Annotated in this window: 19 protein-coding genes and 1 pseudogene; 12 read left to right on the top strand and 8 right to left on the bottom strand. The window is 59.8% G+C overall.

Annotated features, from left to right (window positions below; genetic code table 11):
• Nucleotides 1–4: 4 nt before the first annotated feature.
• The 3 genes from JCM7686_RS24660 to JCM7686_RS06160 are packed head-to-tail and all read left to right on the top strand — an operon-like array spanning nt 5 to nt 4246.
• Nucleotides 5–151, top strand: coding sequence for a hypothetical protein (locus tag JCM7686_RS24660; protein ID WP_158442340.1), 147 nt, complete (start codon nt 5–7; stop codon nt 149–151).
• On the top strand, nt 138–3566 hold the full coding sequence (locus tag JCM7686_RS06155) for a tape measure protein (protein WP_020949990.1): 3429 nt from the start codon (nt 138–140) through the stop codon (nt 3564–3566). The genes JCM7686_RS24660 and JCM7686_RS06155 overlap by 14 nt, the downstream gene beginning before the upstream one ends.
• A complete protein-coding gene (locus tag JCM7686_RS06160) occupies nt 3566–4246 on the top strand; it encodes a hypothetical protein (protein ID WP_020949991.1) in 681 nt (226 codons plus the stop codon). Before JCM7686_RS06155 ends, JCM7686_RS06160 begins: the two co-directional genes overlap by 1 nt.
• A 9-nt stretch (nt 4247–4255) precedes the next feature.
• Here the strand turns inward: JCM7686_RS06160 and JCM7686_RS24300 are convergent, their stop codons facing one another.
• A complete protein-coding gene (locus JCM7686_RS24300; protein WP_148292581.1) occupies nt 4256–4441 on the bottom strand; it encodes a hypothetical protein in 186 nt (61 codons plus the stop codon).
• A gap of 80 nt (nt 4442–4521) precedes the next feature.
• Between JCM7686_RS24300 and JCM7686_RS06165 the strand changes: the two genes are divergently transcribed.
• From JCM7686_RS06165 to JCM7686_RS06195, 7 genes are all read left to right on the top strand, one after another.
• Complete coding sequence (locus JCM7686_RS06165; protein WP_041527168.1) at nt 4522–5088, top strand: hypothetical protein; 567 nt, start codon at nt 4522–4524, stop codon at nt 5086–5088.
• Entirely contained in the window at nt 5073–5444 is a 372-nt protein-coding gene (locus JCM7686_RS06170; RefSeq protein ID WP_020949993.1) for a DUF6950 family protein, read from the top strand. Before JCM7686_RS06165 ends, JCM7686_RS06170 begins: the two co-directional genes overlap by 16 nt.
• Nucleotides 5445–7496, top strand: a complete 2052-nt coding sequence (locus JCM7686_RS06175) for a phage tail protein (protein ID WP_020949994.1) — start codon at nt 5445–5447, stop codon at nt 7494–7496. It begins immediately after the preceding gene.
• Nucleotides 7497–7511: 15 nt separating this feature from the next.
• Nucleotides 7512–10010: a hypothetical protein gene (locus JCM7686_RS06180; protein ID WP_020949995.1), complete on the top strand. Its 2499-nt coding sequence runs from the start codon at nt 7512–7514 to the stop codon at nt 10008–10010.
• A gap of 40 nt (nt 10011–10050) precedes the next feature.
• A complete protein-coding gene (locus tag JCM7686_RS06185; RefSeq protein WP_020949996.1) occupies nt 10051–10347 on the top strand; it encodes a hypothetical protein in 297 nt (98 codons plus the stop codon).
• A gap of 66 nt (nt 10348–10413) precedes the next feature.
• Complete coding sequence (locus JCM7686_RS06190; RefSeq protein ID WP_020949997.1) at nt 10414–11046, top strand: peptidoglycan recognition protein family protein; 633 nt, start codon at nt 10414–10416, stop codon at nt 11044–11046.
• Between the two features lie 20 nt (nt 11047–11066).
• Nucleotides 11067–11276 carry a Pam3-gp28 family putative phage holin gene (locus JCM7686_RS06195; RefSeq protein ID WP_020949555.1) on the top strand — a complete coding sequence of 70 codons (210 nt, stop codon included), beginning with the start codon at nt 11067–11069 and terminating at the stop codon, nt 11274–11276.
• 350 nt (nt 11277–11626) lie between these two features.
• Here JCM7686_RS06195 and JCM7686_RS06200 read toward each other — a convergent pair whose 3' ends face one another.
• Nucleotides 11627–12400, bottom strand: a complete 774-nt coding sequence (locus JCM7686_RS06200; RefSeq protein ID WP_020949998.1) for an SDR family oxidoreductase — start codon at nt 12398–12400, stop codon at nt 11627–11629.
• 93 nt (nt 12401–12493) lie between these two features.
• On the opposite strand from JCM7686_RS06200, the gene JCM7686_RS06205 reads away from it, so the two are divergent.
• On the top strand, nt 12494–13396 hold the full coding sequence (locus tag JCM7686_RS06205; RefSeq protein ID WP_020949999.1) for a LysR family transcriptional regulator: 903 nt from the start codon (nt 12494–12496) through the stop codon (nt 13394–13396).
• An 854-nt stretch (nt 13397–14250) separates the two neighbouring features.
• On the opposite strand, the gene JCM7686_RS23880 is transcribed toward JCM7686_RS06205, so the two are convergent.
• The gene (locus tag JCM7686_RS23880; RefSeq protein WP_084621033.1) at nt 14251–14619 is read right to left on the bottom strand and encodes a helix-turn-helix domain-containing protein; all 369 of its coding nucleotides are present in this window, start codon (nt 14617–14619) and stop codon (nt 14251–14253) included.
• A 792-nt stretch (nt 14620–15411) separates the two neighbouring features.
• On the opposite strand from JCM7686_RS23880, the pseudogene JCM7686_RS24905 reads away from it, so the two are divergent.
• Nucleotides 15412–16046, top strand: a pseudogene (locus JCM7686_RS24905) (transposase); the annotation flags it as partial.
• Between the two features lie 100 nt (nt 16047–16146).
• On the opposite strand, the gene JCM7686_RS23355 reads toward JCM7686_RS24905, so the two are convergent.
• From JCM7686_RS23355 to eco, 5 genes are all read right to left on the bottom strand, one after another.
• Nucleotides 16147–17346 carry a Hint domain-containing protein gene (locus JCM7686_RS23355; protein ID WP_020950001.1) on the bottom strand — a complete coding sequence of 400 codons (1200 nt, stop codon included), beginning with the start codon at nt 17344–17346 and terminating at the stop codon, nt 16147–16149.
• Between the two features lie 520 nt (nt 17347–17866).
• A complete protein-coding gene (locus tag JCM7686_RS25155) occupies nt 17867–18277 on the bottom strand; it encodes a helix-turn-helix domain-containing protein (protein ID WP_020950002.1) in 411 nt (136 codons plus the stop codon).
• A gap of 22 nt (nt 18278–18299) precedes the next feature.
• The gene (locus tag JCM7686_RS06220) at nt 18300–18629 is read right to left on the bottom strand and encodes a hypothetical protein (RefSeq protein ID WP_148292582.1); all 330 of its coding nucleotides are present in this window, start codon (nt 18627–18629) and stop codon (nt 18300–18302) included.
• Nucleotides 18630–19094: 465 nt separating this feature from the next.
• A complete protein-coding gene (locus JCM7686_RS06225) occupies nt 19095–19433 on the bottom strand; it encodes a zinc ribbon domain-containing protein YjdM (protein ID WP_020950004.1) in 339 nt (112 codons plus the stop codon).
• Between the two features lie 335 nt (nt 19434–19768).
• Nucleotides 19769–20254 (bottom strand): serine protease inhibitor ecotin, encoded by a 486-nt coding sequence (gene eco, locus JCM7686_RS06230; protein WP_020950005.1) that lies wholly within the window; start codon nt 20252–20254, stop codon nt 19769–19771.
• Nucleotides 20255–21528: the final 1274 nt, after the last annotated feature.

The raw sequence follows: 21528 nt of genomic DNA on the forward strand, positions 1-21528 counted from the left end.
TGAGATGACGCTGGACGAGTTCGGCGCCTGCGTCGCGGGCTGGAATCGGGCGCAGGGAACTGGCCCGGCACCCGATCTGTCGGATGCCGATTACGACGCGCTTGCTGCGCTCACCGATGTATTCAATGGGGTTAGCCATGGCGAAGGATGATAGCGATCTTGCGATCGATATTGGCGTCAGCATGCAAAAGCTGAACCGTCAGCTTGCAAAGGTTGAAGCCGATTTCGTCAAAGCGGCCAAGAAACAGGAAGCGAGTTTCAAAAAGACGAACGAGCGGATCGCCAAGGATTTCGATCGCCTGCAGCAGCAGGCCAATGCTTCACTGTCCAAGATCCGCGCTCCTACTGGCCTCTCGTCGCTTGGTGGCCTGGGCGCTGGTCTGGCCGGCGCTCTCTCGGCGCGCGAGTTGGTCCGAATGACCAGCACTTGGACTGATTTGTCTGGCCGCGTCGGGCTCGCCGTCGGGCAGATGGATCAAGCGCCGGAGGTGATGAAGCGTATCTCTGAGATGGCGCGGCGCACCTACTCAAGCCTCGAATTGACCGCCGAGAGCTATCTGGCAAACGCGACCACGCTTCGGGAGCTTGGCCTTTCAACCTCGGAAAGCCTTGATTTCACCGAGGCGCTCAACAACGCTCTGGTCGTTTCCGGGGCGAAAGCCCAGACTGCGGCCTCCGTCCAGGATGCACTGTCGAAGGCCATGGCGCTCGGCGCGCTCAAGGGCGATCAGCTTAACACCGTCATTGCCAGCGGCGGGCGGGTAGCCGAGCTTTTGGCGGAAGAACTCGGCGTTGGTGTGAACCAGCTGCGCAAGATCGGTACCGAGGGTGGCATTACCGGAGCCGTGATCGACAAGGCACTGCGCGGCAATCTGGAAAAGCTGCGCACCGAAGCCGATTCCATGTCGGCGACTATCAGCGATGCTTTCCAACTTCTGCAGAATGCTGTCCTGGAATACGTTGGCACGACGGATAAGGGTCTTGATGCCAGCGAACGGCTCGCGGCGGCGCTCATTTTTGTCGCCGATAACATCGATCTCGTCGTTGCGGCGGGCGGCGTCCTGGCGGGGCGCGTTCTCGGACCGGCAATGCTTGCATTGTTGACCCGTACCTCGGCGGCCTTCGTGGCAACAGCTGCGGCCCTCCGGACCACGGCAGCAACGGCGGGCGCAGCGGCTGCGGCGATGACCGGGCTGAAAGCTGCGATGTCCTTTCTCGGCGGCCCGATCGGGCTTGTCCTCGCCGGATTGACAGCCCTGCCCCTGGTCACGACATCGGCAGCAGAACGGACGGCAGAGTTGAGGCGTGTCGGAGAAGGTGCAGCAACGGCGCTCAATGCCTTTGCCGAAGCCTCCGAGAAAGCAAAGGCCGAGCAGTCCGGGCTGGCGGGCGAGGTTTCCCGGACCACGGCGAACCTGCTCATGCAAAGCCGCGCTGCATTGCAGGTCTCGCTCAAAGAATTGCGCAAACAGGCGGGTGCGCAGGATGGCCGCCTGACGGGCAGTAGCAACTGGATCTTTGCCGGTGAGATCGACGGCGCGGTCCGCGTGCTTGAACCTGCCGCGCGGGCTGGCGCGGAGTTCAATAGTCATTTGAGCGATATCCGTACAGGCCTTCAGGGGATTGGTAGCAGAAAGACCGATGTTGCGGCGCTGGTCGCGCGGATGGATCAGTTGGCCGGTGTCGGCGATGAGGTTTCTGGCATTCTCGCGGAGGTTGACGCTCGCCTGAAGGAGGGTGACAGCCGCGCACTCGAGGAAGCAAAGGTCGAACTCATTCGGCTTGCAGAGGCTGCCGGTGCCTTTGAGGCTGAGCTGGCCGCTGTGAAAAAGGCCAAGACCGCCGAAGAGCAGCGAGCAGCATTCGACCTACTGCGCAAGTCGATGGGCGAGGCATCACAGGCTGGTCAGGTTTTGCGCGATACGCTGATGTCAAGTCTACGCGAGAACCTGTCGGATTGGGCCAATACCGAAATTCTGATCTCGGCCGTCGAGGAAGCGCTGAAGGGGAATTTGCAGGCGGCTCAGGCGATATTGGCCAACGGCAATCCATTTGCAAAGGTCGAGGCTGGGGCATCCAGTGCGACTACGGCGGTAAACGCGCTTAAGGAAGCAATGGATGCCCTGCCGAAGGAGATTCAGACCCGTGTCAGTGGACTTGAAAACGCTTCTGAAGGTCTGACCGCCTCGGCCTCGCTATTGCGGCAGTTTGAAGGCTTCTCGGCAACACCCTATTGGGATGTCAACGCATATCGTGCGGGCTTTGGTTCTGATGAGATCACGCTTGCCGATGGTTCTGTCCATCAAATCACGGCTGGAATGCGCGTCTCTGTGGAGGATGCGAACCGCGACCTACTCCGCCGGATCGGCAACTTTCAGGATGGAATTCGCCGGGATATCGGGGCTGAAACCTTTGAATCATTCAATCCGGCGCAACAGGCTGCCTTGACCAGTGTCGCATATAACTACGGTTCTCTCCCGGACCGCATCGTCGCCGCGATCAGAAGCGGCAATAACGACAGCATCGTCACGGCTATTGCGAGCCTGCAGGAACATAACGGTGGGGTTAATCGGGATCGGCGTCTTGCAGAGGCATCGATCTTTGCCAATGGCGTGGGCGTCGAAAGCGCGGCGCAAAGGCAGGAATCCGATGCTGCAAAAGCTAAGGCAGAGGCCGAGCGTGAAGCAAAGGACGCCATTACGGAACGCACCAAGGCGGAAAAGGAGGCCAAGGAAGCCCGTGCCGATCTCGTCAAGCAGGCAACTCAGCAGGTTAACGACGCCGCCTTCGAGGTCGAGCTGATCGGAAAAACCGCCTCGGAGCAGGCCCGCTTGCGCGCGATCTATCTGCTTACAAATGACGCCAAAGCGCGTGGGATCGATCTCAACGAGCGGCTTGCTGGTTCGGAAAAGACCTACGGCGACATCATCGCCGAGCAGGCGGCCAAGGTCGGCGAGTATGTCGCGCAGCAGGATCGTCGGACGAAAGCCGTTGAGAATGCAGCTGAACGCGAGCAATTTTTAGTAGGCGTCCAGGACACCCTCAAGGACGGCCTGCTCGACGCGATCGTGGCGGGCAACAGCTTCGCTGATGTCCTCGGTAATGTCGCCAAGATGCTCGCCAAGGCCGCGCTGGAGGCGGCGCTGTTCGGGTCTGGGCCATTCTCTGGCGGCGGGTCGGGGTTGCTGGGCGGGCTGTTCGGCAGCATCTTCGGCGGGGGCGACAAGTTGGTCGGAGCGCTACGCGGCGCGGGTGCGCCTGCTGTCCTTCCGGGCCGCGCCAATGGCGGCCCCGTTACAGCCGGTCAGATGTACATGACTGGCGAGCGCGGGCCGGAGCCGTTCGTCCCGGCGGTCAACGGGCGGATCTTGAGCGTCCCGCAGGCGCAGGCCGCGCTGCGCGGGGGGCAGGGCGGCGGCAGCGCAACCTTTGCGCCGCAGATCCATATCGCGGGCGATGCCAGCGAGAAGACCGTGGCGCTCATCAAAGCGGCGCTGGCGCAAGAAGGGGCGAAGTTCCCCAGCCGGTGGCGCGCGGCCCAGAAAGAATTCTCTCAGAGGACGTAATGCCAGAGATCATCGAATGGCCTTGCGGCCTTGGGCTGCGCGATACCGATTTCTTTCTGAAATGGACCACGCGCAGCGCCGGGCGCAACCTTGCCGGATCAGAGCAGATTATCGGGGTCAACTCGGCAGTTTGGGAAGTCTCGCTGACCTTTGGCCAGACCTTCAAAGCTGACCGGCTGCGCGCCTTCGAGGTGCTGGTGACGCGGATGCGCGGGCGGACCAATATCGCGAGCCTCTGCATCTGCGATCCGTTTCGCTACGGCCCGCGGGTCGCGCCCCGGCAATGGCCCTTCGACGATGACGTCTGGTTCTCGGACGGCACGGGATTCGCGGATCCGACCAGCGGCATGCAGGATCTCCTGCTCAAAGCGGCGGCCTCGGCCGGCGCGACCTCTTTCGTGACCGAGACCAGCAATCCGACGCGCCCGAACCTGCGCCCCGGCGACATGTTCTCGCGCGATGGATTTCTCTATCGCGTGACCGGCAGCCAGCCCGGCGGTCAGGTCTCGTTCGAGCCGCCGCTGCGCGCGAACCTGCCGCTTGGCGTCCGGCTCGTCACAGATCCGCCGCGGTTCTATGGCCGCTTTGCCTCGGACGATGAGGGGCGGCGGGTACGCGAGAACCTCAAATGGGGCCAGCAGGTCACCGTCAACTTTGTCGAGGCGTTTGATCGATCGTGAGTGCGTGCATCATGGGATTACCGCACAAGAAAGCTCTGGAAAGGCTGCATCCTTAGCTGTGCGCAAAGATTGCCGCAGCGCTGAAAGGGTGTTGGCCCGGTAGGGGTGATCCTCGACCGTGATCCTTGCAATCTCATCGACCAGCAGAATGGCTTGATGAATTGCCGCGCGAATATTGTCGTCATTTGACGCCATGAACCTGTCCATTCGTTGTTGATGTGTGCGCCAGTTACGCGCGCCACTCCAAGGAAGTCCAGAAAAAGGAACATTTTGTCTTGGCTTTCACCCCTGCGCAGGTCGCGCTTCTCGACGCCAATCGCGAGCTGGTCGAGTGTCGACGCCTGTTCCATGTTGCCTTTGCCAGCGCGAGCTATCGGCTGATCGAGGGTAGCACGCCGGACACGCTCGGCGGGGTCACCTGGCAACCCGCCCATGACTGGGTCCAAGCGGCGGCGATCGAATCCGGTGGTCCGTTGGAGGCGGTGCCCGCGATCTATCGCATCGGCAAGAACCCTCTGCCGCTCCTGCTTGCGGCGCTCGACAACCGCGCCGAATGGTGGGGGCGTCCGATCCAGCAATACCTGCAGCTCTATTCCGGCGGCGTGCCGGTCGGGCCGATGGTCTCGATGCATCGGGGCAGGATCCGCGATGTCAAAAAGGTCCAGACTGCCGAGCTCGAATATCTCGAGATCCGCGCCGAGAGCCCGCTCGACATCCGCAATATGACACCGCTTGGCGAATATACCGATCGCGACCAGCAACGGCGCTCAGCCGGGGATCGCGGCTGCGAATTTGCGCCGAGCCTCGTCGGCAAGGTCATCATCGGTTGGCTGCGCGGGTAGGCGATTACATCCGCCAGAGCTGGCATCGACCCTGGAGCTGGGGCGAGGTCGATTGCACGCTCTGGGTCGCGGATTGGTGCCTCTTGCATTGGGGCCTCGATCCGGCGGCGCGCTGGCGCGGGCGATATGCGACCGAGGTGGAGATGCGGAGGATCACCGGCGGCGATCTGCCGGGGTTTTTGGCGCAGGAATGCCCGCTGCCGCAACGCGCGGCTGCGCGTGAGGGCGATGTCGCGGTGATCGCGGTCGCGGGTCATGAGGTCGCGGCGATCCGCCATGGCGAGAAATGGGCTTTTCGTAAGCCGCGTGGTGTCGGGCTGGTCCGCGCCGAAGCAATCCAGATCTGGGGAAGATGAATGCCACAAGTTGGGGCTTGGCTGGTGGCGACATGGAGCGCCCAAACGGTCGTGGGCTTTGCTCTGCGCACGGCAGCCGCCATCGCGTTGAATATGGCGGTGGCCAAAGTCACCCAGCCGAAAGGGCCAAAGCCGCGCGATCTGCAGACCGAATTGCGCGACAGCAACGCGCAGCGCATCCGCCATCTTGGCCGGGTGCGCGCCTCGGGCGCCGCGATGTTCTGGGATTGGGCGCAGGTCGGCGGTCAGCGACGGCTCTTCAAGCTCTTGGCGATGGGGCAGGGCGGGATCTCGGCGGTTGAGACGGTGTGGCTCAATGACAAGGAGGTCACACTCTCAGGGACTGCGGTGACCAGCAAACCCTATGACGGCGTGGTCAGCATCGACTGGCGCTCTGGCCAGAGCGCCCTGCAATCGGGCGGGGCCTATGCTGCGCTGCAGGCAGCGTTTCCGGGCTGGACGCCGAACCACCGGCTGCGCGGGGTCGGCACGATCTTGGGCACCTTCGATGCGGTCAAGGGCGACAAGATCTCGGAGATCTATAGCGGGGGCGATCCGCAGATATCGGCGCTGATCAAGGGCGATGCTTGCCACAACCCGATCACCGGCGACGCGACCTGGTCCGACAATATCGCCGTGCAGGCGCGGGATGTGCTGACCCATCCGAGCTATGGCCCGCTGCGGCTCGCCGATCTCGACACGGCCTCTTTCGCCCAGGCCATTGCCGATTGCGAGGATCCGATCCCGCGCAAGGCACCGGGCACCGCGCGGCGCTATATCGGCGGCGGCAGCTATGCCCTGTCCGAACCGGTGGTCGATGTCCTGCGCCGCCTCGAGGATGCTTCTGCGGGCCGGTTCTACATCACCAGCGAGGGCAAGCTCGGCTTTCGGGTCGGCAAATGGCGCGCGCCGAACTACACGATCCGGGAGGAGCATATCGTCAGCCTCGACATCGGGCCGGGCTCTGGCGAGTTCGAGCGCGTCACCACGCTGGTGCCCAAATATGTTGCGCCCGAAATCGGCTGGCAGCAGACCAGCGCTGATCCTTGGGATGATGCTGCGGCGCTGGCGCTTTATGGCGAGAGCGCGGCGAAAGAGATCGACTTCCCTTGGGTGCAGAGCCACGGGCAGGCGCGGCGGCTTGCCAAGATCAAGATGGCCAAGCTCAATCCGAGTTGGCGGGCGACGGTGCGGTTGCGCTTCTGGGGGCTGTTGCTCCTCGAAGAAGAAACCGTGCGCCTGCATCTGCCCGAGCTTGGGCTGATTAATGCGAGCGCCTGGATCGACGGCTTTGCCTTTGACGCCGAGGGCGATGACGGCGTGGTCACGGTCCAGCTGATCGCGGCAGATCCGGCGAGCTTTAGCTGGACTGCCGCGGAGGAGGGCGACCCACCCTCGGTCCCGGAGAAAGTCGAGCCCGGTCAGCAGCTTCTCGCGGCGCCGGTGATCTCCTCCCTGACAATCGCCAACAATGACGGGCCGCCCTATATCCGCATCGAGGTCGATCCGATTGACGGGCCGTATTATCTCGGCGGCTATTACCGGCGCGCGGGCTCGAGCTTTCGCTATGGGCTCGAGGTGCAGGACATCCGGGTGGGCGGCAAGCTCGTCGCGCGGAGCCTGCCCAATGCCGATCGCGGCGAATATGAGATTGGCATCGGCTGGTATAGCGCGCGCCCAGATAGCGGCGCGGCGCCGGGCGGCAATGATGCGGCCTCAGAAATCACGACGGTGACGGGCATCGAGGTTGTCGCCAATACCACGCCTCCCGATGCGCCGCAGATCATCAGCAAGTCCGGGACGGCTGGCGGCACGCTGACGGTGATCATGGCTCCGGATCTCGGCGCCAATTACTACCGCACCGGACTGTGGCGCGCCGCGCCAGCCGCGCCGTTCAGCGCGGCGGTCTTCCAGCGCTGGAATTACGACACCTCGTCCGAGGTCGCGATCACGGCCAGCATCCCGTCCGAGGGCGCGCGCTACTGGCTCAGATCGGAAAACCAAAGCGGCAAGACCTCGGCTGAGGTGCTTGTCGGCCAATATCTCCCCTAAAAACTGAGGTTCCCCATGGTCACGACGACCAAGACGCCGGGTGCGATTTACCCGAATGGCTCCGCGGTGCCCAAGGCCGATATCCGGACCTGGATGACGGAGATGCAGACGGGCACGAATGCTGAGCTCACGGATCTGCGCAATGGCAGGCTCTGGCACAGCTCGAGCACCAATCTCTCTGCGCAAACCCCGCCGCCCGGCACGAACCAGATCATCGTCGCCAATAACTCCGGGACCTTTAACTGGCGTCGGCTTGGATCTGCCCCGAACCCGGTCAATCCGGCGATCCATGCCCAGACCGCCGATGCCGCGTGGTGGTATCTCTCCGAGGATACCCCGGCGATCAAGGCGCGGGTCTCGGCTGTTGAGACCGATCTGCCCAATGGCCGGGTCTGGCGCTATGCCCGCAATGACCTGACGCCGGTGGGTGCTGCGCCCCCGACCGGCACCCAGATGATCGCGGTGCATAAGACGACCGGATCTGGCCAGGCCGACTGGGTTCGGCGATCGGCGCCGACGAGCGGCGGCGCGACGGATGTTTTGGTTCAGGATGCGACCGGCCAATGGTGGGGGCGCACGTTCTCGACAACGTCGATCGAGAGTGATCTCGCGGCCAAGGCTGACACCTCCGAACTGCGCTCTGGCCGGGTCTGGCAATATGCGAGCAATGGCCTGACGATTGACGGGGCCAATCCACCAACCGGGACGCAGCGGATCACGGTCAATCGCTCTGCCGGGACCGAGACGGCGGATTGGGCGCGGACCTCGGCCCCGTCTGACGGGGTGCTGACCGCGACGCTGCGCCCGGATGCGAATGGACAATGGTGGCGCCGCGTCGCCTCGCTCTCGGCCATCCTCGATGAGATGCGCGACGGTGAGGTCAAGCGGATCATCTCGAACAACCTGCACCCCTCCGGGGCGACGGTCCCGGTCGGGGCCAAGGTGATCTGGGTGGTCAAGGGCAATGCCTCCGGCGCGGCGATCTGGGCGACCATCGGCGCGCCGGGCAACGGGATCGAGACCGATGACTTCAAGAAAGACGCCTCTGGCCAATGGTGGGTTCTGCGCTGGTCGTCGGACTGGATTGCGCGCGATCATCCGACATTTGCCCAGATGCAGGCCGCGCTGGCCACGGTCTCGGGCAGCGGCTCGGGCGGCGGCTATACGCCCCCCGAGCCCTTGCCCGCCTCGGCGACCCTGTTGCCGTGCCGCGTCGGCGGCGTAACCCAGCTGGTTGGCGATGCCGGGATCGGCGCTGCGGCACGCTATACGATCGGCGGCGACGGGGCATGGAACTGGTTGCCGTCCCGTGTCGCGATTGTCATGGTGCTCGGGCAGTCCAATGCGGCTGTTTCTGAGATGGAGGGCCCTCCGCTCTATATTCCAGCGAAAACGCCTGACTTCGTGATGATGTCGAATGATGGTGTCGGCGAGCTCGGTGCGTTGCGCGGCTGGAATGGTCAACCTCCGGGCAAGGCGATCACCGGCTTTGTGCCCGCCGAGATCACCGGCGTCCAATCCTCGGCCGAGGCTCTTGCCTCTGCGTCGAACGCGCTCGATCCGCGCGGGGCCGGGGTGATCTACGCCGGCAGTCATGGGCGCGGCGGCGCGGGATTCACGGCGACCGATCCGAATTTTGCGATCTGGAAAGTCCTGCCGAGTGGCGCGCCCGCGCCCCAGCGCATTCGCATGATCGAGTGGGTGACAGCGGTGATGACTTATGCCCCGGTTCCGCCCACGGAAATCGTGATCGCCTTCACCCATGGCGAGACCAACCGGCGCGACCCGTGGGCGACCTATACGGCTGACGGGCTCGGCTACATGGCCGATATCGAGGCTGATCTGGCGTTCACCGGCCTGCCGGTGGTCTGGCTGGTCGATATTCCGGGCGGCACCACAGCCATGTCCGCGTTTGGTAGCGATTGGCAGGTCAAATACGCTTTGCGCGAGTTGATGCGACAGGCGCGCCTGGCGGGTCATAAGGTGGTCGATGTCGGGCCGCGTTATCACCTGCCGATGGGCACGGCGCGCGGCGGGACGCCCGATCATATCCACACCTCCTATCTGTCGCAGGTCCGTTTGCGCGAGATGGATGCCTTTGCCTATCGCAACCACGTTGCGGGCCTGCCGTGGTGGTGTGCCTTTCCCAAGGGAGAGCGCGCGGCAGGGCTCGGCAACAAGGTGATCCTCGCGGTCGAGAGCCTGACGCCGATTATGATTGACCGGGACATGATGCCGCTCGATCCCCATCTCGGCTTCAGCCTCTCGAACGACAGCGCCACAATCACCGGGGTTGAGCAAACCGGGGATCGCGAGATCACCCTGAGCCTCTCGGGCACGCCGAACAGCTCGGCCCGGCTGCAATATGTCTATCGCCGCCCGAATGCGGGTGAGATCGACACACGCTATGTCACCGCAGCGGGCTCGATCCGCGAGGTCTGGCAGGGCACCGGCCCGATCACCGGCCTGCCGGTCTATCGCCCGATGCACTGCTTCGAGGTGCCGATTGCCTGATGCCCGCCTCGCGCGGGCTTTTTCATGCGCAGGAGGCGCAATGACTGAACCTTCTTCCTTCCGCTCTCCCGAGTTCTGGATCGCGATCGCCATCGCGCTGATCGTCAAGATCAAGACCACGGCGCAGCTCGGCCCTCTTAAGGTCATCACCACGATTGCTGTTGCTGTCGGCGCGGCCTGGGTCGGGGCCGATTGGGCTGCAGAAACCCTTGGCGTTCCCGTGCCGGTCGCCGGTGCCGTTGTCACGCTCACCGCAGAAGGCGTCATGCGCTGGCTGCTCTTGGCTGTGGATGATCTGAAAAACGCCATCGATCTCTGGAAGCACTGGCGGCGCTGACCGCCTTGCCCGTCCCACACGCTGCCGCCCCTCCGGGCGGTTTTTTCATTTCAGGAGAGAGAGAACATGACCGCAGTCATGAACGCGGTGCGCGCGCGGCAAGCGCGCTGCGCCGCTTTGGGCTTTTGGCCAGGCCCGATCGACGGGATCAACGGCAGTCGGACGCGCGCGGCCTATGCGGCGGCACTGGCCGCCCAGAAGGCGCGGGGGCAGCCGTTTCAGCATTCGAGCGGGGTCACCCGGATCCACTGGCATTGGGCCGCGAGCGGCTATGCCGCCAGCACCGAGGCCATGGCCGCCTATCACGCCCTGATCCTCGGTGATGGTGAGGTGCGCTGGCTGGCTGATCCAGCGACGCCGCGCTCGCATACGCTCAATGCCAATGGCGGCGCGGTCGGTCTTTCGATCTGCGCCATGGCCGGCGCCAATGAGCGCCCGTTCGTCTGGGGCCGGGCCCCGCTCCTGCCGGTGCAGGTCTCAGCTCTCGCGCGCGAAACTGCGCGGCTGTGCCGGATCTACGACATCCCGGTGTCGCGCTGGTCCACGCTCTCCCATGCCGAGATCCAGCCGAGCCTCGGCGTGGTCCAGAAAAACAAATGGGACATCACGGTGCTGCCCGGCATGGCCGGTCCCGCTGATCCGATCAGCGTGGGCGATCGCCTGCGCGATCTCGTGTCCCGCGAACTCTCCACCCTCTGAAACCGAAAGGAACCGCTCTCATGCTCGGACAAATTGCTCTGATTATCCGCTATATCCTCTACCCGCTGGCCGGTGCGCTGACCGCGCTTGGCTTCGTCAGCTTCGATGAGGCCACGGGCACGCTCACCGTCTATCTGAACGACCTCGCTGTCGTTCTCGCGGGGCTCGTGATCTATGCGGCGACCGTGATCTGGTCGCGTGTCGCCAAAAAGAAAGGCGGGGCGACGTGATTGTGGTGCTGCTGGTCAGCGCAGCGCTGGCTGCGCTGCTCTGGGGGCTGTTCAGGGGTGGAACAAACCGCCCCTGAACAGCAAGCGACCGAAAGGAAACATCCTGCCCGGCCACCAAAACATGCACTCGTTACAACACAATCAACAGGCGTCACTCATCACGCAAAGACAGTGCTGCGATGCAGAACGAGTTTCCTGTCTAAAACGGCAGGCGGTTGTCCAAGGGGCGGCTGGAGCGTAGCTTGACGTCGCGGTGCGGCGTTCGCGTCGCGACGTAGCGAGTCTTAATCTTCCGGTCAGACGCCGGCATTCTCGGGCTCCTTTCCTTGTCCCGGGGCCGGTCGGTGCGGTTACTTGGTGGTGTAGCCGCCGTTGACGAGGATCGTCTGGCCCGTCATCCACCAGCCCTCGGTGACGAGGAAGCGGATCCACGGAGCGATGTCCTGAATGTCGGTCAGGCCGGTTTTCGAAAAGCCCGACAGCGCGGCGGCTGATTTGTGATAGGCCTGCGCGTCGGCGTTTTCCTGGCCATAGAAGAACGGCGTATCCATCGGGCCGGGGCCGATGGCGGTAACGGAAATCCCCCGCTCGCCCAGCTCTTTGGATGCGGCGCGAGTGAAATGCTCAACCGGAGCCTTGGTTCCGGCATAGCTCGAATAGAACGGCGTATAGGCCCCCAGCAGCGAGGTCACCAGCGTGCAGATTGCGCCATTGTCATTGACCGCGCGCCCGGCCTCTTTCAGGAAGAAGAACGCGGTTTTGGCATTTACCGCGCTCATCTCGTCATACTCTGCCTCGGTGATGTCGGACATCGGCTTTTTCAGTACCTTGCCGACGGTGTTGATAGCGATATCGGGGCGACCCACCGCCGAAGTCGCATCGGAGAACAGCTTTTCAACCGCGTCAGCCGTGGTCAGATCGGCCTGAAAGGCAACCGCCTGCGCCCCGGCGGCCTTGACCGCCGCGACCGTCGCCTCGGCATCCCCGGCACTGGCCGCGCTGTTAAAGTGAATCACGACGGCCTTTGCCCCCTGCGCTGCGAAATCGCGGGCCAGCAACCCGCCGAGGTTCTTGGCCCCGCCAGCAATTAGTACGGTTTTCCCGGCAATGGTTCTGTTTGTCATGATCGGCTCCTCATTTCTGAGGGCTTGTTATATGTTCGCGGGTATCGGAATAAATTCACCCATTCTGACTTCACCTGTCGCAGAAATCGAACAATGGATCAGCTCGACCTCTATCGCATCTTCGTCCGCGTAGTTGAGGCCCGCAGTTTCACCCGTGCGGCGGATACATTGCAGATGCCGCGCTCTAGCGTCTCGACCGCGATTGCGGATCTAGAGGCGCGTCTGGGTGCGCGGCTTCTGAACCGCACAACGCGCGTGGTCGTCCCCACCGACGAGGGTCAGGAATTCTATGAACGCTGCACCGGCTTTCTGGCTGCGGGCGAAGAGATGGAGGCGATGTTCCGCAATGCCGGCCACGGGATGAAGGGGCGGATCCGCGCTGATCTGCCGGGGCGGATCGGCCGGCTGATCGTGGCGCCGGCCTTGCCGGACTTTCTGGCGCTCTGGCCCAGCATGAAGGTGGAACTAGGGATGACCGACCGCGCCGTGGATATGCTGGGCGAGCGGGTGGATATTGCCCTTCGTATTGGACCGATGCCCGATTCCGGGCTGAAGGCACGGCGTATCGGCGAGATCGCCCAAATCAATGTGGCCAGCTCCGCCTATCTAGCGCAGCATGGCGTGCCGCTGTCGCCTGCTGATCTAGAGGCACATTGGCAGGTTGCCTATGCTTCGCCCTCGACCGGCCGCGTGGCGGAGTGGGAATGGCAGGAGGGCGCGCGGACCCGGACCTGCCCTGTGCCATGGCGGGTCACCGCGAACAGCGCCGAGGGCTATATCGCCTGTGCGCTGGCCGGGATGGGGTTGATCCAGATCCCGGCCTATGATGTGGCGGACCATCTGGCCAAGGGCGAACTGGTCGAGGTGCTAGCAGAGCATCGCCCCGATCCGATGCCGATGTACTTTCTGTTTCCGGGTAGCCCTGGCAAGCTGCGCCGCGTGACAGCTTTTGCCGACTGGATGGAGGGGCTACTGAGAAGGCGTATCTGCGGTTGATGTGGCCCGTCCAAAATAGCTCGTGCTGCGCGCGGCAAGCAGACCTCTCAAATGGCAGAAGGGCTTCATGAACGATCTCTTCGCGTTCGCGAAGGGTGGCCGCCGAGGAGTGCGATGGCTGACCGGGCCCAGGAAACAGTCCTTGCCCGGTCAAGAGCACAGATAGCTAAACAGCTTACTCAGAAAAAAAAGCGTCACAAACACCAACGGGGCTGATGTACTACACGTGTATACGTTATGCCAATTTGCCTATTTGGATAGACGCATTGTTGCGCGCCTGTGCGCTTCCGATATGTCCTAGCTTAAAGTACCGGAAGCGCATGGTCAGTTCGTCTGATAGTCTGGCAACGACAGCGAGGATGGATCGACGCGATACAGACGATGATGATACTGGATAGACATACCTCTAGACTGCTTAGCAGCCTGATCGATCGGGACGGAGAGCAAAGCGCTCTTGGGCCGTTGCTCGTCGATGCACTGCTTCGTGCACAAGTTATCTTAGGTCTAAATCCGCACGGAAAGCGATCATACGAACCGCTTCCTTAGGCGTAGCACGGGGATGAGAGTAGAACCGAGCGGAAAGTTGATTGTAAGACCCGCTCGGCACTTTAATAAAACATCATTTAACGTGTGCTGTAAATCCGATTTCGCATGCAGGGGGGTGAAGCCCATGTATCCATTTGGACAGGTGCAATTTCCCCATATACTTTTCTAGCGCACCTCCAGAACGGCTACTGTAACGTGCTCCGCGGCTCCAGCAGGACTGGTCCGGTAGCGTTCGACAGCCATACTGCGCACTTTGGTGCGCTAGGAGAAGATGAGACTTAGATCTTGGCAAAATCAACCAAATGATTTTAGATCCGGAATCCTTCTTGTGCGAATGATTGCGCCGCTGATTTGATTAGTGGTCTGAAATTCTCTGGAATCGATTGATAGAGCCTGACTAATTCTAGAGCAGACTCTAGCAGCGGGTCTATGGTCGCCTCTTCTCCCGTTTGCAGGTAGAGATCGCTGACAGAGACACCGAATATTTTGGCGATCTCAAAAAGCGTTGAAGCAGGTAGTCGATTAACTGCAAGTTCGTACTTCTGCACTTGCTGGTATGAGACGTCTAGTTGTGCTGCGAGGTCCCGTTGAGTAAGTTTGGCTGACCGACGCAGGCGCTTTATTTCTTCACCTATCATTTGATCGATGGGATGGCGTACTGAAATTCGTGTCATCATAAGAATATTCTTGAACACCTTTCTGGTAGTACGACAAGCCAAATTTATCGAAATATGCACCGAATCGGCATACTCGTGCTTATGAGTTCGGGCCAAGGCGACCGACAAAATGCTTTTGAGATTGAATCGTAGGTCACTTCAGTTCGAAGGCTATGCGTAACTCAGTATTGGGGGCGGCTATCGCGACGAACTGCTTACGCAGCGGGCATTGCGGTCTATGCCCCGACCGTTTGCTGGCCGCGCTCCGTCAAAGGTGAAGGCAGAGACACCTTATGCTCGGGTTGTGTCCCGGCTGCGGCACACTGTTTGGTTTCGCGCTCTGGGGGCTGATAGGGGTCGGAAAAACGCCCCTAAACGGCGAGCGACCGCCAGAAAACATCCTGGGCGGTCACCAAAAGGCTACTCGCTAACACACAATCAACACGCGTCACTCATCACGCAAAACCAACGCTGCAATGCAGAGATGGTTTCCTGTCTAAAACGACAGGTTTGTATCCGTCGAGCTTGGCTGTCTCGATAAGGGTTTCAAGCAGAACGCATTTTCTTGAAAGTATACAGATCTTCGGAGGGCCATGCTTCGTAAACCACCCGGGCCGTCGATCGGCGACGGCCAGTCGGTCGCCGCTAAATCCTCAGTTGATGTAAATGACGGATCAAAACTCCATGCCATCACTGCGAATGAATGATAAATTTTCTACCCTGTTGGCTGGGCGCCGCCAGCGCCTACGGCGCCGATTTGAGGTTATAATTTGACGAGCGTTTGGGCTTCATTGTAGTAACGAAGGAACGAAGATGAAGCTCAAATCCTCCCGTGCACACTCGCCGAGTAGGTCCCCTGCTAAGGGGCGGTTAAGGATATCCGACGTCAGACGTGTGGACACCTCTCGGCTGAGGACAAGATCCGGATCGTCGTAGAAAGCCTGCGCACTGATGACAGCGTGGCCGAGTTGTGCCACAAGGCGGGCATTGCCCAGGGCCTCTATTACACATGGTCCAAGGAGTTCATGGATGTGGGTAAATGTCGTCTTGCCGGCGATACGGTCCGTGCCACGATGACCGGCAAGGTCTAGGATCGACACCGCTAAACCCGCGCGCTTAAGAGGTGCGTTCCCGAAATCACCCTAGAAAACCGATTTCCCCCAAAAGTATGGTCGCAGATGGGAGCGAAGACGGGTGAGGGACCCCGCATCCTATAAGTTCGCGATCATGCGGATCGCCGAACAGTCGGACCTGTCGACCAAGCGGAAGCTGGACCAACTCTGTATTACCCGTCGGATGTTCTATAGCTGGTATCATCATTACCGGCGTGGTGGATCGGAAGCGCTGGAGGATAGCCCTTCGGCACTGAGGCCGGTGTGGAACCGCATCGGTGGGAATGCCCAAGACAGATCAGCGAAATGGCGTTGAAGGCGACCGATCTCAGTCCGCTCTCTGATAATCTACGCCGCTAGCCGCGTTAAGTGTTCTGACGACGGACAGATTAAAAATGGGCCGCAAGCGATTTCCCTCGCGGCCCGAGAGAGCTCATCAGCCGAAACGGATCACGTCAGTTACAACGGGACGCCTGTTTTGACGATGGCGCACCGCAAGCTTACGAGCCTGACGACCAGAGGCGAGTATCCGCGCAGGGGGCATCACATAGTCCGGTTGCTTTAACTCCGGGAAGAGGGCCAATATTTCATTGACCGCTTCTGGACTCAGCGCTTTCAACGCCTCTGGCCCGGCATAAAGCGATTCCGTTTCCGCGCCATTCGAAAGGACGACTTCGTGCTGGTCAAACATGAAATGAAAGTATTCGACATCTTCCATATCTTCAGCGATATCGACTCCGTCCAGTTGAAGCAGCTGTTTGGCAGCCACCAGGACTTCGTTCGTGCCAAAAACCCTCTGTGCGATCGCTGAGCGCACCAAAATTCGATGTTGGGGTGAGACCAGCAGGTCAGAGCTTGGAATACCTGAGCCCAAAGCTCCTTGCTTAATGCGGATGGGAAGGAGTTTCGGATTGCGCTTGAGGGTATTGGCGCCCACTTTTGCACTGCCAATCCAAACAATGGGCTTGAACCCATTGTCACGGGTCGCCACGAAGTCACCCACAGTTAGCTCCTCCACTGGGATCAAGCCAGACTGGGTCGCAATGAGCGTTCCGATGACGAAGCAAGGAACGACTTGATCATCATCAAGATCTAGAGTTCCGGTCGGGCTATAACCGACGTTGACGACCAAGGTATCAAGTGCACCCTGAATGCCGCTGAGCAATGGACCAAGAAGCGGGTTGCTAGCCAAAGCATCTAACTTGATATCCAAAAGGTTAACGTTGAGACCTGCGATCGTGCCTTGAATTTTAACCCCGATGTGTGAGCTATCCAAAGGCTGATCGGTGACCATGTAAACCTTGTTATCTGGTCCGACAACATAGTGACCATTTATCGGATTTAGCTGGACTGTAACACCCAGAAGTGGCGGCAAACCAACATTGACGCTCGCTGTCGACAAGGACCCGGAGCCAGCGTATTTCGCTCCGGACATGAGTGGATCGTTATTTTGGTCAACAAAGCCGATGTTGTCTCCGCCATGGAGTGTAGTTGCTTGATTGGCATCTACATCATATTTGTCAAACTCCGTTGAGCCGTGAAGCTTGTTCAGAAGCAAGTTGCTTCCCAAGCTGACGACCGGAGTCGCGACTGTGAGGTCGATGGTTGCCCCGGGGATCTCGGTATAATATGGCATAGTATTCTCCAAAATCAGGCAGGTTCGCGCTCTGCCGATAGAGCGTTGCGAAGCGAGTTCGCTAAAATGAAAGTTAGGTGGAAGATGTAAACAGGTTGAAATGTACCTACACAACGCAACCTTGAGCCGAATCGCGCAGTCGGGTCAATTAATATTTGATCTTCGTGTAGAATATTTTTTCGGAAAGCAGCGTTTTCGGTGGTGGTCGGTGTCTCGCGGCGGTGCATCGTCCAGCTTGTTGGCGAAAATGTAATAATTTGAAATTGTTGGAGTTGTTTCGCTACCTGCCGTAGCCGTGGAATTGCTCCATTCGGAAGTCAAGGAGGGAAAGAGCCGCACCGGCGTCCGAAGGTGTGGCTCTTGTTAGCTGGATGAAGTGTAAGTAAAACTCGCTAGGGGTGTCGAAAGCTCTGGCTAACTCACATTGGCCTTATTCATCAGTAGCACGCCAGCTCTTGATGGTGACGTTGCTAAGTTCAGTTATACCGGCTGCTGGTGTTTGATCTTTATAGATCTAAATCTATTCCCCTAGCTCGCCAATTGTGGATCGATTGACGAGAGCGCTCTCGGCTGTATCACCATCCTGACTGAGGACGCGTAATGCAGTTAAGATAATAGGTCTCAGGTGCTTTGGGATGGAGTGATATAGCTCCATCAGTTCGTGTGCTTTTGGGAGGGTGGGATCGGTAGGAACTTTCTCAACTATTTTCGGATATAGTTCATCAATGGGAATATCCAATATTCGCGAAATCATATAAAGCATTGAAGCTGGTAACCGATTTGCCCCAGACTCGTATTTCTGAATTTGCTGAAATGAGATTCCGAGGTGCCGAGCGACATCTCGCTGTGTTAGTTTTTTTTCTCGCCGCCGCGTCCGGAGTTCGCCTCCGAGTGCAGCATCGATGGGGCTGTATTCAGTTCTTTGTGTCATGATAGGGCTGCTTCAGGACAGATCAACCGATGACGAGCGCTCTCATGGCAGTATATGGCTTAGTAATGCGATAAGCTGCATCGGCAATTGTCAAAAGCTCTCCCGTGGAGAGGGCAAGTCCCAATTCATGAATGGCATCATCGGCCTGTTCAAGCAGCGATAGAAAGCCCTCTTTTTCGCAGGCGCTGATTTCAATAAATGATGTCATGGCGATCCCCATTGTTCGCTCAATCTTGGGAAAGGACAGACTGGTTAATTGTAATTGGTAATAACGACAGCACGCGTCGGCAAACGTCCGCAGTGTAATGGGTGGTAATAACGCAATACTTTCCTCTAGGAAAGAGGTGGTCAAGAATTTTTTTCCTATGATCATCTCGCGAAATCTTGTTGGCATAGTTGCCTCGTAAGCGTTCGTCTTGGTCGCGAAAAGTCAACGAGGAAAATCGACGTCAGCCAGCGCTTCGCCCAGCTCTTGGTCAGGGGGGCGCGCTCGGTCTCAGGTGAGGATGTGGGCGGTGACTGCTTTGATACGAAGGCAGTCTCTCTATTTCCATTATGAGATTGACGGCGCGACAACTCATCGTCCATTCCAAATCGAAAAACATCCACGGGACACTAAGCAGCATCACGTCGCTAATCACTGGCCCTTCCGGAGATTGGCGTGGGAAACTTGCTGTAGAGTGTCCTATATTTCTATCGCTTCAGCGTTTGAGAGCTTCCAGATGAGGACGCACAGGCTGGCAACCTTAAGCGCCCTCCGGCAGCGCTCAGGCGCCGCCTCGCCTAAGCTCACGCGCTAGCCTCAGGCCGCAAACTCCTATTCGGCCACCTTCTTCACGAACTGGGACTTCAGGCCCATCTGGCCGATCCCCGGCACCTTGCAGTCGATGTCGTGGTCGCCGTCTACCAGCCGAATGCCGCGCACTTTGGTGCCAACTTTCACGACCTGCGACGAGCCCTTGATCTTCAGATCCTTGATCACCGTCACCGTGTCTCCATCGGCGAGGATGTTGCCGACCGCATCACGAACTTCGGACTGGGCGTCAGCTATCTCGGACGACCATTCATGGCCGCATTCAGGACAGTTGAAAAGCGTATCCACCTGATAGGTGAAGCTGGAGGAGCATTCGGGGCACGGCGGCAATGTTTCTGTCATGCCGAGATCTTAGCGGGCAGCATAAGGATAGGCCAGTCATCGCTTGGCGGCGTGTGCATCGATCCTGACGGGACCGTGACGCGGATATCGGCGGCAGGCTAGAAGACGATCGAGATACGGCGGGAGAGTCGGCGAGGCACCGCGCGGACACTGGGCATAACGCGGCTCTAGGGTAGTAACAGTGCGCGATCATCGTTCGCCGCATCAATGCTGTCTATGTGCGTGGCATAATGGGCATTTCCTAGAAATCACCATACGCTCAAGACTGTACCACATTCCAGCAGCGCGAGTTGCTGCGCCGGCCTTTCAAGACGCCAGCGCAGTAGGGGATCGCGCTATTCGCTCGTGGCTTCGCTCAATTCGCTATCCGCGCGCCAGATCCGGTATTTCACAACAAGATCTTCGGGCGCATAGATTACCAGAGGCAATTTGCTGTTATATCGCCGCAGGGATTCGGCGCCGATATTAGCGGTGACGAAACGCTCGGTCTTGGCATTGTCCGGGCAGGCCATCAGCGTCGTGGCCGGAGGTGATACTTTCCCGATTGTGAGGTAATCATAGCCCCAGCCGTCAACGGTTTTCGTTTCCGCTTTGGCCGCGATCATCACGCGGTTGCAATCGACTTCAAGCATCTTGCCGGGAAGGATCTCGACGCGGAGATCCTCTTCGTTCTGCTTTGCGGGGAGCGTGATGACATGGCGGACCATCCCCGCTTCGGCGGCGGGAAATGCCTTCAGATCGGTGGCCGCGCTTTGGGCGAATGCTGGTGCGGACAGGGCCAGAAGGCTGGCGGCGGCGATCCCTATGGGTGCGATGGACATGCGCTTTTCTCCTACAGGTTCCATTGGGACGACCATGTCAGGCCCGGGTTATAATGACAATGCAGCGTGCTGTCCTAGGCGGACTTACCCAAGGAGACGCAGGTAACAGATTCCCGTCCCAAAATTTCGGTGGTTCCACATGGCGTGCCGCTGCCTCAAGTCAAGCGGCGCGCCCAGTGCCGTGCCTGATGGCAACATAGCGTCTGCCAAGTGACGGTGATCGGCGACGCTCTTGCTCCCAGCGACGAACCGACGGTTGCCCCACCGCTCTGGGCCCGTTTGCCCGCGGTCATGGGCGGTCCCATAGTGCTATTTTGCGAGAAGCAAGGTTTGTCCATGTCGAGTATCCGGCACATCGCCTTGAAGGCTCTCTGGGCCGTGCACTGCCGGAAGAATGCGCCGTTCTGCTCAGCCCGGCAATGGCTGACAGGTCTTCTGCGCTTGCTAATGGATCGGTCGGCAAGCTCGCTCATGGCTTCTCTCCCCTAGGGTGTCCGTCGAGCCGCTGTGCGCGCGCGGCAGCAGCTCTGGGACGGCCTGATCGGTTGGCGGCGCTGTCTCGGTGTAGAGTGGGGAGCGAGGAGCGCTTGAAAAGGCGAGGTTAGGATAGTCTTCGAGAGCTTCTATAAAAACAGCATCTTTTGAGAAAACTGCCAAAACGGTGATACAAAACGCGCCATAAGCTATTGATATGTCGTGCGGCTGTTTTAGGTGGTGATACAAGATAGCACATTGAATTTAAAAGGTTGCACTAGTCCTCTTGGGTGCGCCATAAAATCAATGCTTTAGCCATTATCTTCCTTCCTCGCGGTTCATTTATGGTGCGGATATCAACCGCGCCGGTTCATTGCGTCCACCGCAGATGCCTGATGCTGCGGGCTATGGTGGCCATAGGTTCGTTCGATCGTTTGGACTGATGTTGAGAAATATCCAGCAGCATCCCAAGTCGTTGCCCCACGCTGGAGAGCCCAGGTTATAGCCGTGTGCTTCAGGGTGTGGGGCGTCACGTCAGACAGGTCGATCCTGATGCCTTTTGCCTCAGCCATGCTCTTGGCTAGGCGGCGGGCGCGATCCCATGATTTTTTAACGTCACGCACCATTTCACGAGAGATTGTGCCGTTCCGTTCGATCTGCCGTTCGACGACATATTTTCGGCCATTCTTGGCTTGGCGCCGAAGTTGCGCGAGATAGCGTGGCGGGATGCGCGCCGGGCGCTGGCGCTTATTCGTTTCAACCTTCGAGATGGGCTTGCGGTAGAGAATACCGCTGCGAGT

The sequence above is a fragment of the Paracoccus aminophilus JCM 7686 genome (genome assembly GCF_000444995.1).
GTDB classification, from domain to species: domain Bacteria; phylum Pseudomonadota; class Alphaproteobacteria; order Rhodobacterales; family Rhodobacteraceae; genus Paracoccus; species Paracoccus aminophilus.